This window comes from Granulimonas faecalis, assembly GCF_022834715.1.
Taxonomy (GTDB): domain Bacteria; phylum Actinomycetota; class Coriobacteriia; order Coriobacteriales; family Atopobiaceae; genus Granulimonas; species Granulimonas faecalis.
Window position 1 is genome coordinate 529,644 of the sequence record NZ_BQKC01000001.1, and the last position, 12,827, is coordinate 542,470.

23 protein-coding genes are annotated in these 12,827 nt (G+C 65.6%); all 23 read left to right on the forward strand.

The annotated features are described in order from the left end of the window. Positions 1–21: 21 nt before the first annotated feature. Positions 22–237, forward strand: coding sequence for a helix-turn-helix domain-containing protein (locus OR600_RS02350; protein WP_168354118.1), 216 nt, complete (start codon positions 22–24; stop codon positions 235–237). 222 nt (positions 238–459) lie between these two features. Further along, positions 460–828 carry a 30S ribosomal protein S12 gene (gene rpsL / locus OR600_RS02355; RefSeq protein ID WP_135978855.1) on the forward strand — a complete coding sequence of 123 codons (369 nt, stop codon included), beginning with the start codon at positions 460–462 and terminating at the stop codon, positions 826–828. A 37-nt stretch (positions 829–865) separates the two neighbouring features. After that, positions 866–1,336 carry a 30S ribosomal protein S7 gene (gene rpsG, locus OR600_RS02360; RefSeq protein WP_135978854.1) on the forward strand — a complete coding sequence of 157 codons (471 nt, stop codon included), beginning with the start codon at positions 866–868 and terminating at the stop codon, positions 1,334–1,336. Between the two features lie 24 nt (positions 1,337–1,360). Then, on the forward strand, positions 1,361–3,457 hold the full coding sequence (gene fusA, locus OR600_RS02365; protein WP_135978853.1) for an elongation factor G: 2,097 nt from the start codon (positions 1,361–1,363) through the stop codon (positions 3,455–3,457). A 48-nt stretch (positions 3,458–3,505) separates the two neighbouring features. Next, positions 3,506–3,820, forward strand: coding sequence for a 30S ribosomal protein S10 (rpsJ, locus tag OR600_RS02370; RefSeq protein WP_135978852.1), 315 nt, complete (start codon positions 3,506–3,508; stop codon positions 3,818–3,820). A gap of 271 nt (positions 3,821–4,091) precedes the next feature. Then, positions 4,092–4,712, forward strand: a complete 621-nt coding sequence (rplC, locus tag OR600_RS02375; RefSeq protein ID WP_135978851.1) for a 50S ribosomal protein L3 — start codon at positions 4,092–4,094, stop codon at positions 4,710–4,712. A gap of 45 nt (positions 4,713–4,757) precedes the next feature. Next, on the forward strand, positions 4,758–5,387 hold the full coding sequence (gene rplD, locus OR600_RS02380) for a 50S ribosomal protein L4 (protein WP_135978850.1): 630 nt from the start codon (positions 4,758–4,760) through the stop codon (positions 5,385–5,387). After that, positions 5,387–5,683 carry a 50S ribosomal protein L23 gene (gene rplW, locus OR600_RS02385; RefSeq protein ID WP_204406482.1) on the forward strand — a complete coding sequence of 99 codons (297 nt, stop codon included), beginning with the start codon at positions 5,387–5,389 and terminating at the stop codon, positions 5,681–5,683. Before rplD ends, rplW begins: the two co-directional genes overlap by 1 nt. Before the next feature lie 153 nt (positions 5,684–5,836). Beyond that, the gene (rplB, locus tag OR600_RS02390; RefSeq protein ID WP_135978848.1) at positions 5,837–6,670 is read left to right on the forward strand and encodes a 50S ribosomal protein L2; all 834 of its coding nucleotides are present in this window, start codon (positions 5,837–5,839) and stop codon (positions 6,668–6,670) included. A gap of 30 nt (positions 6,671–6,700) precedes the next feature. Further along, the gene (rpsS, locus tag OR600_RS02395; RefSeq protein ID WP_135978847.1) at positions 6,701–6,958 is read left to right on the forward strand and encodes a 30S ribosomal protein S19; all 258 of its coding nucleotides are present in this window, start codon (positions 6,701–6,703) and stop codon (positions 6,956–6,958) included. 18 nt (positions 6,959–6,976) lie between these two features. Continuing rightward, entirely contained in the window at positions 6,977–7,342 is a 366-nt protein-coding gene (gene rplV / locus OR600_RS02400; protein WP_135978846.1) for a 50S ribosomal protein L22, read from the forward strand. A gap of 7 nt (positions 7,343–7,349) precedes the next feature. Beyond that, positions 7,350–8,057: a 30S ribosomal protein S3 gene (gene rpsC, locus OR600_RS02405; protein ID WP_135978845.1), complete on the forward strand. Its 708-nt coding sequence runs from the start codon at positions 7,350–7,352 to the stop codon at positions 8,055–8,057. Continuing rightward, positions 8,057–8,482, forward strand: a complete 426-nt coding sequence (rplP, locus tag OR600_RS02410) for a 50S ribosomal protein L16 (protein WP_135978844.1) — start codon at positions 8,057–8,059, stop codon at positions 8,480–8,482. Before rpsC ends, rplP begins: the two co-directional genes overlap by 1 nt. 5 nt (positions 8,483–8,487) lie before the next feature. After that, a complete protein-coding gene (gene rpmC / locus OR600_RS02415; RefSeq protein ID WP_135978843.1) occupies positions 8,488–8,697 on the forward strand; it encodes a 50S ribosomal protein L29 in 210 nt (69 codons plus the stop codon). 19 nt (positions 8,698–8,716) lie between these two features. Next, positions 8,717–8,977, forward strand: a complete 261-nt coding sequence (rpsQ, locus tag OR600_RS02420) for a 30S ribosomal protein S17 (protein WP_135978842.1) — start codon at positions 8,717–8,719, stop codon at positions 8,975–8,977. Positions 8,978–9,058: 81 nt separating this feature from the next. Further along, positions 9,059–9,427 (forward strand): 50S ribosomal protein L14, encoded by a 369-nt coding sequence (gene rplN, locus OR600_RS02425; protein ID WP_135978841.1) that lies wholly within the window; start codon positions 9,059–9,061, stop codon positions 9,425–9,427. Positions 9,428–9,441: 14 nt separating this feature from the next. After that, positions 9,442–9,759 (forward strand): 50S ribosomal protein L24, encoded by a 318-nt coding sequence (rplX, locus tag OR600_RS02430; protein WP_204406481.1) that lies wholly within the window; start codon positions 9,442–9,444, stop codon positions 9,757–9,759. Between the two features lie 226 nt (positions 9,760–9,985). Next, entirely contained in the window at positions 9,986–10,552 is a 567-nt protein-coding gene (gene rplE / locus OR600_RS02435; RefSeq protein WP_135978840.1) for a 50S ribosomal protein L5, read from the forward strand. 57 nt (positions 10,553–10,609) lie between these two features. Beyond that, complete coding sequence (locus tag OR600_RS02440; protein ID WP_135978839.1) at positions 10,610–10,795, forward strand: type Z 30S ribosomal protein S14; 186 nt, start codon at positions 10,610–10,612, stop codon at positions 10,793–10,795. 100 nt (positions 10,796–10,895) lie between these two features. Then, positions 10,896–11,294: a 30S ribosomal protein S8 gene (gene rpsH, locus OR600_RS02445; protein ID WP_135978838.1), complete on the forward strand. Its 399-nt coding sequence runs from the start codon at positions 10,896–10,898 to the stop codon at positions 11,292–11,294. Between the two features lie 25 nt (positions 11,295–11,319). Further along, positions 11,320–11,856, forward strand: a complete 537-nt coding sequence (rplF, locus tag OR600_RS02450; protein WP_135978837.1) for a 50S ribosomal protein L6 — start codon at positions 11,320–11,322, stop codon at positions 11,854–11,856. Between the two features lie 67 nt (positions 11,857–11,923). Continuing rightward, positions 11,924–12,292, forward strand: a complete 369-nt coding sequence (gene rplR / locus OR600_RS02455; protein ID WP_135978836.1) for a 50S ribosomal protein L18 — start codon at positions 11,924–11,926, stop codon at positions 12,290–12,292. 12 nt (positions 12,293–12,304) lie between these two features. Then, on the forward strand, positions 12,305–12,826 hold the full coding sequence (gene rpsE / locus OR600_RS02460; RefSeq protein WP_135978835.1) for a 30S ribosomal protein S5: 522 nt from the start codon (positions 12,305–12,307) through the stop codon (positions 12,824–12,826). The last annotated feature ends 1 nt before the right edge of the window (position 12,827 follow it).

The window sequence follows — 12,827 nt, forward strand, 5'->3', positions numbered from 1 at the left end:
AATGCATTGTTGGGGTGGATTATGCAGCCAGGAGCTCAGAGGAATTCCTACACCTATGAGACCAAGCTCAAGGCGGTCGAGGATCATCTCGACCGTGGCATGACGGCAAGCGACGCCATGCTCTCCCACGGCGTTGCCAGCAAGAGCGCCTTCTTCCGTTGGTGCGCCGCCTACCGCGACGGCGGTGCCCAGGCGCTGAGGCCCAAGAAGCGCGGCCGTCCCCGCAAGAACGGCTAAGCGAGCGGCTCTTCCCGAGGGGCCCTCCCGGAATGTCCGGGAGGGCCCCTTCCCTGTGGGATGGAGGGCGGGTGGAATGGGATACGCCCGGCTACGTGGACAATTGACAGCGAGAAAACACCGGCATAATATCCCGTCTTGCGCCGATCCAGGCGATGTTGTGCTGCGTCGCCTCTACATATGGTCGATGTGAGCCTCAAACAGGTACGAAGGAGAGAAAACTTGCCTACCATCAACCAGCTGGTCCGCCAGGGCCGCAAGAGCACCAAGGCCAAGTCCCAGAAGCCGGCCCTCAAGGGCAACCCCCAGAAGCGCGGCGTCTGCACCCGCGTGTACACCACCACGCCCAAGAAGCCGAACTCGGCCCTGCGCAAGGTGGCCCGCGTGCGCCTCGTCAACGGCATCGAGGTCACGGCCTACATCCCCGGTGAGGGCCACAACCTCCAGGAGCACTCCATCGTCCTCATCCGCGGCGGCCGCGTGCGCGACCTCCCCGGTGTTCGCTACAAGATCATCCGCGGCGCCTACGACTGCGCCGCCGTGCAGAACCGCAAGCAGTCCCGCTCCCGCTACGGCGCCAAGCGCTCCTAGCCTCAAGCCCTGAAGATCAGCACGTAAGGAGAAACACATGCCGCGTCGTGCAGCAGCGAACCGCCGTGAGGTCACCCCTGACGCCGTCTACAACAACCGTCTCGTGACCCAGCTCATCAACAAGGTCCTCCTCGACGGCAAGAAGTCCACCGCCGAGCGCATCGTCTACGGTGCCTTCGACCAGGTGGCCGAGAAGACCGGCCAGGACCCGCTCGCCGTGTTCAAGAAGGCCATGGAAAACGTGCGCCCGACCCTCGAGGTCAAGCCCAAGCGCGTGGGCGGCGCCACCTACCAGGTGCCCATGGAGGTCAACTCCCGTCGCTCCACCACCCTCGCCATCCGCTGGATCGTCGGCTTCTCCCGCTCCCGCAAGGAGAAGACCATGGCCGACCGCCTGGCCAACGAGATCATCGACGCCTCCAACGGCGTGGGCGCCTCCGTCAAGAAGCGCGAGGACGTCTTCAAGATGGCCGAGGCCAACCGCGCCTTCTCGCACTACCGCTGGTAAGCCGCGCTAAGGGAGAACACCGCAATGGCCAAGAGCAAGTACAACCTCAAGAACATGCGCAACATCGGCATCATGGCCCACATCGATGCCGGTAAGACCACCACCACCGAGCGCATCCTCTACTACACCGGCAAGACCCACAAGATCGGCGAGGTGCACGACGGCGCCGCCACCATGGACTGGATGGCCCAGGAGCAGGAGCGCGGCGTGACCATCACGTCCGCCGCCACCACGTGCTTCTGGAAGGACCACACCATCCAGATCATCGACACCCCGGGCCACGTGGACTTCACCTCCGAGGTCGAGCGCTCCCTGCGCGTCCTCGACGGCGCCGTGGCCGTCTTCGACGCCGTGGCCGGCGTGCAGCCGCAGTCCGAGACCGTGTGGCGCCAGGCCTCCACGTACAACGTCCCGCGCATCGCCTTCATCAACAAGTACGACCGCGTGGGTGCCGACTTCTTCAACGCCATCGAGACCATGAAGGACCGCCTGTCCGCCCCCGCGGTGGCCGCCCAGGTCCCCATGGGCGCCGAGAACGACTTCTGGGGCCTCATCGACCTGGTCACCATGACCGCGTGGGACTTCAAGGAGGACGCCAAGGGCATGATCTACCCCGAGGCTCTCGATGAGATCCCCGCCGAGTTCGTCGAGCTCGCCAACGAGAAGCGCACCGAGCTGGTCGACGCCGCCGCCGACTACTCCGACGAGCTCATGGAGCTCGTGCTCGAGGACGAGGAGATCCCCGTCGACGTCCTCAAGGGCGCCATCCGTGCCGCCACCCTGGGCAACGCCATGAATCCGGTCTTCGTGGGCTCCGCCTACAAGAACAAGGGCATCCAGGAGCTCCTCGACGCCGTCATCGACTACCTGCCGAGCCCGCTCGACGTGCCCCCCGTGGAGGGCTTCAACCCCAAGAACGGGGAGCCCGAGGTCCGCAAGCCGTCCAACGACGAGCCCTTCAGCGCCCTCGCGTTCAAGATCATGACCGACCCCTACGTGGGCAAGCTCACCTACGTCCGCGTGTACTCCGGTACCGCCGACGCCGGCAGCTACGTCTACAACTCGGTCAAGGAGGACCGCGAGCGCTTCGGCCGCATCCTCGAGATGAACGCCAACGACCGTGTGGACCGCGAGTCCTGCTCCACCGCCGACATCGTCGCCGTCGTGGGCCTCAAGAACACCACCACCGGTGAGACCCTCTGCGACCAGGCCCACCCCATCGTGCTCGAGTCCATCGAGTTCGCCGAGCCCGTCATCGACGTCGCCGTGGAGCCCAAGGACAAGGCCAACCAGGACAAGATGTCCGTGGGCCTCGCCAAGCTCGCCGAGGAGGACCCGACCTTCAAGGTGCACACCGACCACGAGACCGGCCAGACCATCATCGCCGGCATGGGCGAGCTGCACCTCGAGATCATCGTCGACCGCCTGCGCCGCGAGTTCAAGGTGGAGTGCAACGTGGGCAAGCCCCAGGTCGCCTACCGCGAGACCGCCGGCAAGCCCGTCACCCACGCCGAGGGCAAGTTCGTCCGCCAGTCCGGCGGCCGCGGCCAGTACGGCCATGCCATCATCGACATCGAGCCCACCGAGCCCGGCAGCGGCTACGAGTTCGTCAACGCCATCGTCGGCGGCGTGGTGCCCAAGGAGTTCATCCCCTCCATCGACAAGGGCATCCAGGAGGCGCTGCAGTCCGGCGTCATCGCCGGCTACCCGGTCGTGGACGTCAAGGTGACCCTCACCGACGGCTCCTACCACGAGGTCGACTCCTCCGAGGCCGCCTTCAAGATCGCCGGCTCCATGGCCATCAAGGACGCCCTCAAGAAGTCCAACCCCGTCCTGCTCGAGCCCATCGAGGCCGTCGAGGTCGAGACTCCCGAGGAGTACATGGGCGACGTAATGGGCAACCTCTCCAGCCGTCGCGGCAAGATCGAGGGCATGGAGGACCGCCGCAACACCAAGGTCATCAAGGCCAAGGTGCCCCTGGGCGAGATGTTCGGCTATGCCACCGACCTCCGCTCCCAGACCCAGGGCCGCGCGAGCTACACCATGCAGTTCGCCGAGTACGAGCCCGTCCCCAAGAACGTTGCCGACGAGATCGTCAGCAAGGCCGGCGGAAACGCCTAGTCACCAAGCCCGCGAGCATTCCGCCCGCCCATCGATGGAGGTACCACGTTGTCTAACCAGAAGATCAGGATCCGCCTCAAGGGCTTCGACCACGAGGTCGTCGACCAGTCCTCCCGGCAGATCGTCGAGACCGCCCAGAAGACCGGCGCCCGCGTCTCCGGCCCGATCCCCCTGCCCACCGAGCGCAATCTCTACTGCGTCATCCGCTCGCCGCACAAGGACAAGGACTCCCGCGAGCAGTTCGAGATGCGCACCCACAAGCGCCTCATCGACATCCTCGACCCCCCGAGCGAGACCGTCGACTCGCTGATGCGCCTCGACCTTCCCGCGGGCGTGGAGATCGACATCAAGCTCGACGCCTAAGTCAAGGCAGTCGACAGGGGCCGGGCCGCAAGCCCGGCCCCTTTTCCTGGGCCCGCCATTCCCGTTTTGTTCTTCCTCTGGGGAGAATCTATGAAATGGGGAAGGCGGGCCCTATACTATTCAGGCTGCAATTTGGGGTGTTCTGTGCCGAGACTCATACCACGGGGTCGGGCGTATCCCAAAGAGCGGCGATCCGTAGGATGTGGTCCTCTGGGAACGGGGGCATGCGGTCCCCGTGCCGTCCCATGACCACCGAAGGTAAGGAACAGGAATGGTCAGCACGATTCTCGGCCGCAAGCTCGGGATGACGCAGGTCTGGGACGAGGAGGACAACGTCGTCCCCGTCACCGTCATCCAGGCCGGCCCCTGCGTCGTCTCGCAGGTCAAGTCCGAGGCCACCGACGGCTACGACGCCGTCCAGATCGGCTTCGGCGACATCAAGGCCTCCCGCGTCAACAAGCCCATGAAGGGCCACTTCGCCAAGGCCGGCGTCGAGCCCATGCGCTATCTGCGCGAGGTCCGCGTAGACAACGCCGCCGACCACAAGGTGGGCGACGTCGTGAGCGTGGCGGACTTCGAGGGCGTCAAGAACGTGGACGTCACCGGTACCTCCAAGGGCAAGGGCTTCCAGGGCACCATCAAGCGCTGGAACTTCGCCTGCGGCCCCATCACCCACGGCTCCCGCAACCAGCGCCGCCCGGGCTCCATCGGCCAGTGCGCCTACCCCGCCCGCGTGCGCAAGGGCCTGCACATGGCCGGCCACATGGGCCACGAGCGCGTCACCGTCAAGAACCTCAAGCTGGTGCGCATCGACCCCGAGCAGAACCTCATGCTCGTGAAGGGCGCCGTGCCCGGCCCCAAGAACGCCTTGGTCCAGATCCGCATGGCCTAAGGGCCTTCGAACGTTCTCACCCTCAGGCTCACAAGGAGAATCCAGATGTCCAACATCGAAGTCAAGAATGCGGAGGGCGCCTCGGTCAAGACCGTCGAGCTCGATTCCCGCGTGTTCGGCATCGAGCCGAACATCCCGGTGGTGCACCACGTGGTGGTCAACTACCTGTCCTGCCTGCGTCAGGGCACCCATGACACCAAGGGCCGCTCCGAGGTCTCCGGCGGCGGCAAGAAGCCGTGGCGCCAGAAGGGCACCGGCCGTGCCCGTCAGGGCTCCATCCGCGCCACCCAGTGGGTCGGCGGCGGCGTGCCCTTCGGCCCCACCCCGCGCTCGCACTACAAGCGCACCAACAAGAAGGAGATCAAGCTGGCCATGCGCTCTGTCCTCTCGGGCAAGCTGGCCGACGGCGAGCTCTTCCTCGTCGATTCCATCGACTTCGGCGATGAGCCCAAGACCAAGAAGGCCAAGGCCCTCCTCGAGTCCCTCGGCATCGCCGACAAGCGCGTGACCGTCGTGGTGGGCAACGACGACATCGTCGAGATGATCTCGTTCCGCAACCTCCCCAACGTCCGCGTCCTGGGCGTCAACGAGGCCAACACCCACAACCTCATCGACAACGGCGCCCTCCTCATGACCGAGGCCGTCGCCAAGACCCTCGAGGAGGCTCTCGTCTAATGAACTCCGTCTACAACGTCATCATCCGCCCCATCGTCTCGGAGCGCACCTTCGACCAGATGGGCGACAACAAGTACACCTTCGAGGTGGCCGGTGACGCCGCCAAGCAGGAGATCGCCAGCGCCGTGGAGCAGATCTTCAACGTGAAGGTCGTCAAGGTCAACACCATGTGGGTCAAGCCCAAGAACAAGCGCGTGCGCTACGCCCAGGGCAAGACCCGCCGCTGGAAGAAGGCCATCGTCACCCTCGCCGAGGGCGACACCATCGAGATCTTCGGCCAGCAGGTCGCAGAGTAGTCCTCTGATGAGGCCCGGGCCCCGTCGCGGGTCCGGGTCGGTGCCGCAATGGATACGCGCGGTACCGTGGTAATCCGGCGTCGTCCCGGTCCCGGCGTCAAGCCGATCCCTGGCCGGGGCGGCCATCGGACATATTCGAAAGGGAACATCACCATGGGAGTCAAGCATCTCAAGCCGACCAGCGCGGGCAGGCGTTGGCAGACGGTCTCGGACTTCTCCGAGATCACCTGCACCACGCCCGAGAAGTCGCTTCTCGAGCCCCTGCCCAAGAAGGCCGGTCGCAACAACAACGGCCGCATCACCACCCGTCACCAGGGCGGCCGCGTCAAGCGCAAGTACCGTCGCATCGACTTCAAGCGCAACAAGGACGGCGTGCCCGCCAAGGTCGCCACGATCGAGTACGACCCCAACCGCTCGGCCCGCATCGCCCTGCTGCACTACGTCGACGGCGCCAAGGCCTACATCCTGGCCCCCAAGGGCCTCAAGGTGGGCGACACCGTCATCTCCGGCCCCGGCGCCGACATCAAGCCCGGCAACGCCCTGCCGCTGTCCGAGATCCCCGTCGGCACCCTGGTCCACGCCATCGAGTTCCAGCCTGGCAAGGGCGCTGCCATCGCCCGTTCCGCCGGCACCTCGGTGCAGCTCATGGGCAAGGAGGGCAAGTACGCCATCCTGCGCATGCCGTCTTCCGAGATGCGCCGTGTGCTGGTCACCTGCCGCGCCACCGTGGGCGAGGTCGGCAACGCCGACCACTCCAACATCCGCATCGGCAAGGCCGGCCGTAACCGCTACAAGGGCATCCGTCCCACCGTCCGCGGCACGGTCATGAACCCGGTCGACCACCCGCACGGCGGCGGCGAGGGCAAGAACCACACCTCCGGCCGTCCCTCGGTCTCTCCCTGGGGCAAGCCGTCCAAGGGCGCCAAGACCCGCGACCCGAAGAAGGGTTCGAACCGTCTCATCATCCGCCGTCGCAAGACGAAGTAGCGCAGTCGCGAGAAGCAGGAGCAATTACCTATGAGCAGGAGTCTCAAGAAGGGCCCGTACGTGGAGACCCGCCTCCTCCAGCGCGTCGTCGCGCAGAACGAGGCCGGCACCAAGGAGGTCATCAAGACCTGGTCGCGTGCCTCCACCATCTTCCCCGACATGGTCGGCCACACCATCGCCGTCCACGACGGCCGCAAGCACGTGCCCGTGTACATCACCGAGTCCATGGTGGGCCACAAGCTCGGCGAGTTTGCCCCCACCCGCACCTTCCGCGGACACAAGGCCTAAAAGAGGGGATAGACAAGCATGGCAAAGAGCACCACTAATCCGTCGCACGTGTCCGCGACCGCGAAGTACGTGCGCGTCGCGCCGCGCAAGGCGCGCCTGGTCGTCGACCAGATCCGCAACAAGTCCGTCGAGCGCGCCATGGAGATCCTCCGCTTCTCCGAGCGTGCCGTGGCGGTCGACGTCGAGAAGGTCCTCCGCTCCGCGGTGGCCAACGCCTACCAGAACAAGGGCTTCCGTCCCGACGACCTCGTGATCGTCGAGACCTACGTCGACGAGGGCCCCACCCTGAAGCGCATCCGTCCCCGCGCCAAGGGCTCGGCCTCGCGCATCAACAAGCGCACCAGCCACATCACCGTCACCGTCGCTCCCCGAAAGGAGGCGTAACAGATCCATGGGTCACAAGGTTTCTCCCACCGGATTCCGTCTCGGCGTCACCGAGAACTGGCGTTCTCGCTGGTACGCCGATAAGGATTACTCGGCCAACGTCGGCAACGACCTCAAGATCCGCAAGTTCCTCAAGAAGCGCCTCGAGCGTGCCGCCCTCTCCCGGGTCGACATCGAGCGTGCCGGCAACAAGGTGAAGGTGGTCATCTACACCGCCCGTCCCGGCATCGTCATCGGCAAGAAGGGCTCCGAGATCGACGCCCTCCGTCGTGAGCTCGAGAAGATCGCCGGCACCGAGAAGGGCGGCGTGTCCGTCGACGTCATCGAGGTCAAGCGCCCCGAGCTCGACGCCAGCCTGGTCGCCCAGTCCATCGCCGAGCAGCTCGAGCAGCGCATCGCCTTCCGTCGCGCCATGCGCAAGGCCGTCCAGAGCGCCCGCAAGTCCGGCGCCAAGGGCATCCGCATCGAGTGCTCCGGCCGTCTCGGTGGTGCCGAGATGGGCCGCCGCGAGTGGTACCGCGAGGGTCGCGTGCCCCTGCAGACCCTCCGTGCCAAGATCGACTTCTCCGAGGCCACTGCCCGCACCATCATGGGTGCCTGCGGCGTGAAGACCTGGATCTACCTCGGCGAGAAGCTGCCGGGCCAGCCTGCGCCCAACCCTGCGCTCGAGGGCCCGTCCCGCCCCCGTCGCCGTAACGAGAGGAGGGGCAACTAATGCTGGCTCCCAAGCGTGTTCTCCACCGCAAGGTGCAGCGCGGTTCCATGAAGGGCAAGGCCAAGGGCGGCACCAAGCTCAACTTCGGCTCCTGGGGCATCCGCGCCGAGGAGTGCCACTGGATCACCAACCGCCAGATCGAGGCCGCCCGTATCGCCATGACCCGCCAGATGAAGCGTGGCGGCAAGGTCTGGATCACCATCTTCCCGGACAAGCCCATCACCAAGAAGCCCGCCGAGACCCGCATGGGTTCCGGTAAGGGCAACCCGGAGGAGTGGGTGGCCGTCGTCAAGCCCGGCCGCATCATGTTCGAGATCGACGGCGTGAGCGAAGAGGTTGCCAAGGAGGCCCTGCGTCTGGCGCAGCACAAGCTTCCCATCCGCACCAAGATCGTCTCCCGCGCCGACCAGGCCGAGGAGGATTAACCAGTATGAAGGCCAAAGAGATTCGCGAGCTCACCGACGAGCAGCTGTCCACCAAGCTCGAGGAGGCCAGGGCCGAGCTCTTCAACCTGCGCTTCCAGATGGCCACGAGCCAGCTCGACAACACCGCTCGGGTGACCACCGTCAAGCGTGACATCGCCCGAATCCAGACCGAGATGCGCGCGCGCGAGATCGCGGCCGCCAAAGCCGCCAACTAGTCGCTAGGGGAGAAGAAACATGAGCGATTCCCGTAATTCGCGCAAGGTCCGCACCGGCGTCGTGTCGTCGATCTCCGGCGACAAGTCCATCACGGTGTCGATCACCGAGCGCAAGCCGCACCCCAAGTACGGCAAGATGATGAACGTCACCAAGAAGCTCCACGCCCACGACGAGAACAACGAGTGCGGCATCGGCGACACCGTGAGGGTCATGGAGACCCGCCCCCTGTCCAAGACCAAGCGCTGGCGTCTTGTGGAGATCGTCGAGAAGGCCAAGTAGCCACCGCCATCAGAACCCCGGCACACGTGCGTCGCTCTCGTGGGCGCACCTCTGGAACCCGGCGGTACGGAGGATAGAACTATGATTCAAATGGAGACCGTGCTCAACGTCGCTGACAACAGCGGCGCGCGCAAGGTGAAGTGCATCAAGGTCCTGGGCGGCTCCAAGCGCCGTTACGCCGGCATCGCCGACGTCATCGTGTGCGCCGTCCAGGAGGCCACCCCCGGTGGCTCGGTGAAGAAGGGCGACGTCGTCCGTTGCGTCGTCGTGCGCACCGTCAAGGAGACCCGCCGCAAGGACGGCAGCTACATCCGCTTCGACCAGAACGCCTGCGTCCTGATCGACAAGGACGGCAATCCCGTCGGCACCCGTATCTTCGGGCCCGTCGCCCGCGAGCTGCGCGACCGCAAGTACATGAAGATCGTCTCGCTCGCACCCGAGACGCTGTAGGAGGTCCAGACGATATGCCTAAGATGAACGTCAAGAAGGGCGACCTCGTCGAGGTCATCTCCGGCAAGGACAAGGGCGCCCGCGGCAAGGTGCTGCGCGCGCTGCCCTCCGAGGGCCGTGTGGTCGTCGAGGGCGTCGCCATGGTCAAGAAGGCCATGCGCCCGACCCAGGCCAACCCCCAGGGCGGCATCGTGAGCCAGGAGGCCCCCATCTACGTGTCCAACGTGATGCTGGTCTGCCCGAGCTGCGACAAGGCCACCCGTGTGGGCCACGACTGGAACGACGAGGGCAAGAAGGTCCGCGTCTGCAAGAAGTGCGGCGCCCAGTTCTAAGGAACCCAGGCAACGCCTGACAGTGGGCCCCGGCGACACGTTCGCCGGGGCCCGTTTTTGTCGGATTCATTGTGTGGCGGGCGCGATTCTCGCGTGCCTGCCATTGACTCTGTCCTATGATTCTGAATTGCACTGTGCCGGCCCCTGGCCAAAGACCATGACCAGGGGGCGCGAGGACCCCGGAGCCATAGGACAGCCCCGCGCTTAAAACCCCAGAAGGAGAACCATGGCAGAAGAGAAGTACGTCCCCCGTCTCAAGACCAGGTACGAGGACGAGGTGCGCGCCAAGCTCATCGAGCAGTTCGGCTACACCAACCCCATGACCGTCCCGCAGATCGAGAAGATCGTCGTGAACATGGGCGTGGGCGAGGCCGCCACCGACGCCAAGGCCATCGACGCCGCCGTCGCCGACCTCCGCACCATCACGGGCCAGCAGCCCATGGTCACCCGAGCCCGCAAGTCCATCGCCACCTTCCACCTCCGTGCCGGCATGCCCATCGGCGCCAAGGTGACCCTGCGCAAGGACCGCATGTGGGACTTCCTCGACCGCCTCATCGACATCGCCATCCCGCGCATTCGTGACTTCCGCGGCCTCCCCGTCAAGAGCTTCGACGGCCGCGGCAACTACTCCCTTGGCGTGACCGAGCAGACGATCTTCCCGGAGATCGACTTCGACAAGGTCGACCATACCCGCGGCATGGACATCACCATCGTCACCACCGCCGCCACCGACGAGGAGGGCAAGGCCCTGCTCGAGGGCTTCAACTTCCCGTTCAAGAAGAACGGCAAGTAAACCAGGTTTCCATGTGTCGCCCGGCAGCTGCCGGGACGCATTGATGAAGGAGGATTTGTGGCTAAGACTTCGATGATCGTCAAGGCCCAGCGCACGCCGAAGTACTCCACGCGCACGCAGCGCCGCTGCCAGCGGTGCGGCCGTCCGCACTCGGTGTACCGCAAGTTCGGCCTGTGCCGTGTCTGCCTGCGCGAGCTGGCAAACAAGGGCGATCTCCCCGGTGTCCGCAAGGCCAGCTGGTAAGGCTGGGGGACCTCGGAGGAGGACCCGCGAGAAGGCGTCGGCGCCACGGGTGCCGACGAACCGATCGTGGTGGTTTCATCCGTAACGAAGGAGAATCTGCATGAACGTGAACGACCCCATCAGCGATATGCTCACGCGCATCCGCAACGCGAACACCGTCGGCAAGGCCGAGGTGGCCATGCCGTCCACAAAGGTGCTCGTCGAGATCGCCCGTGTGCTCCAGGAGGAGGGCTACGTCGAGGGCTACGTGGTGAACGACACCAAGCCCCAGAAGACCCTCGTCATCACCCTCAAGTACGGGCCCAAGCGCGCCCGCACCATCAAGGGCATCAAGCGCATCTCCAAGCCCGGTCTGCGCAAGTACTCTTCCGCTGCCGACCTGCCCCGCGTGCTGGGCGGCCTCGGCACTGCCGTGATCTCCACCTCCCGTGGCATGATGTGCGACCGCGACGCCCGCAAGGCCGGCGTCGGCGGCGAGATCATCGCCTTCGTGTGGTAACCCGGCAGGACTGAAAGGAGATACCGTGTCCCGTATCGGCAAGATGCCTGTCCAGATTCCCGCCGGAGTCACCGTGGCAGTCGACAACAGCACCGTGATCGTCAAGGGCCCGAAGGGCGAGCTCACCCGCACCTTCTCGCCCCTGGTGTCCTTCAAGGTCGAGGGTGACGAGGTGCTCGTCGCCCCCGAGAACGAGACCCGCGAGGCCAACGCCCAGTGGGGTCTCTCCCGCACCCTCGTGCACAACATGGTCCTGGGCGTGTCCCAGGGCTTCGAGAAGCGCCTGCAGCTGGTCGGCGTCGGTTACCGCGCCGCCCTCAAGGGCCGCGACCTCGACCTCTCCCTTGGCTACTCCCACCCCGTCATCATGGCGGCCCCGGAGAACATCTCCTTCGAGGTCCCCGACAACACCCACATCGTGGTGAAGGGCATCTCCAAGGAGCAGGTCGGCCAGGTTGCCGCCGAGATCCGTGCCAAGCGTCCCCCCGAGCCCTACAAGGGCAAGGGCATCCGCTACGAGGACGAGCACGTGCGCCGCAAGCTCGGTAAGGCCGCCAAGTAGTGTCTGCGCCCGGTTTTCAAGTCCGCCACCCCGTCAGGTGGCGGCGTGATAGAAGGAGACTGTTTCCATGAACAAGCAGAAGGCGAAGAAGCTCGGGCTGAAGCGCCGCGAGCGTCGCGTCCGCAGCAAGATCACCGGAACCGCGGAGCGTCCGCGCCTCTCGGTGCACCGCACCAATGCCAACATCTACGCGCAGGTGATCGACGACGTCGACGCCAAGACCATCTGCACCTGCTCCACCCTCGACCCCGAGTTCCGCGCCACCGGCAAGCTGGGCTCCAACAAGGAGGCCGCCGAGATCGTGGGCAAGCTCATCGGCGAGCGCGCGCTCGCCAAGGGCGTCACCACCGTCACGTTCGACCGTGGCGGCCGCATCTACCATGGCCGCGTCAAGGCCCTCGCCGATGGTGCCCGCGCTGCGGGCCTGAAGTTCTAGGAGGTATGACAGATGGCTCGTAACCCGAAGCAGCGTGACGCCTCCGATCTCCAGGAGCGCGTCGTCTTCATCCACCGTGTGTCCAAGGTCGTCAAGGGCGGCCGCCGCTTCTCCCTCGTCGCCCTCGTGGCCGTGGGCGACGGCAAGGGCAACGTCGGCCTCGGCATGGGCAAGTCCGCCGAGGTGCCCCTGGCCATCCAGAAGGCCGTCGACGACGCCAAGAAGAACATGTTCCACGTGCCCGTCACCGACGAGGGCTCCATCCCCCACAAGGTCATGGGCCACTTCGGTGCCGGCCGCGTGCTGATCCAGCCCGCCATCGAGGGTACCGGTGTCATCTCCGGTGGCTCCGTGCGCCCGCTGTTCGAGCTCGCCGGCATCAAGAACGTCATGTCGAAGTCGCTCGGCACCACCAACGCCATGAACGTCATCAAGGCGGCGGCCGACGGCCTCAAGCAGCTTGAGAGCCCCGAGCAGACCGCTGAGCGCCGCGGCATCACCGTGGCCCAGATGTTCGGCACGAAGGAGAACTAAC